This window comes from Nonomuraea sp. B5E05 (genome assembly GCF_039880665.1).
Taxonomy (GTDB): Bacteria; Actinomycetota; Actinomycetes; order Streptosporangiales; family Streptosporangiaceae; genus Nonomuraea.
Genome location: NZ_JBDPMJ010000112.1, coordinates 1 through 538, shown reverse-complemented (window position 1 = coordinate 538; position 538 = coordinate 1). Strand labels below are relative to the sequence as shown.

The window sequence follows — 538 nt, the reverse complement described above, 5'->3', positions numbered from 1 at the left end:
CGCAAACGATGGACCATGCGCTGGAAGGCCCCGCTCAACGCGTTCCAGATCGCCTTCGAGGGACGCCTCACCCCGAGTAATAACTGACCACTCAACAACCAACATCAGCCGTTAAGTTGACACACCCGAGAGCACGAATCAGGTAGTCAATGCGGCGATGCCTCCGCAGACTCCTATTCCATGGTAAAGAAGTCGTCGTCCATCTTCTTGATGGTGATGGTCTGGGCTTCTTGGACTCCGCAGTCGTAGGCGACCATGAGTTCTCCTAAGCGGCGGCCGTCGATCAGGATAATTCGGGAGGGAACCTTCTCGGCGAAATCGATGGCACCTGGGGAAAACCGGGTGGTGGCGATAAATATCCCCCGGGACGCCTGGGCCCCCTGGAGAGCGCCAGCGAAGGCCTGGACATCCGGTCGTTGCACCGTCCGGTCGGCGGCGTAGCGCTTGGCTTGGACGTAGACCACGTCCAAGCCAAGCGGATCCTGGCGGATGAGCCCGTCCATGCCTTCATCGCCCGGTCCGCCGAGGTGGCGCACCT

General features: G+C 60.8%; 1 protein-coding gene. It reads right to left on the bottom strand.

Annotated features, from left to right (window positions below; translation table 11 throughout):
• Positions 1 to 173: 173 nt before the first annotated feature.
• On the bottom strand, positions 174 to 538 hold a 365-nt coding region (locus ABGB01_RS46050), incomplete at its 5' end, for a restriction endonuclease (protein WP_347780664.1).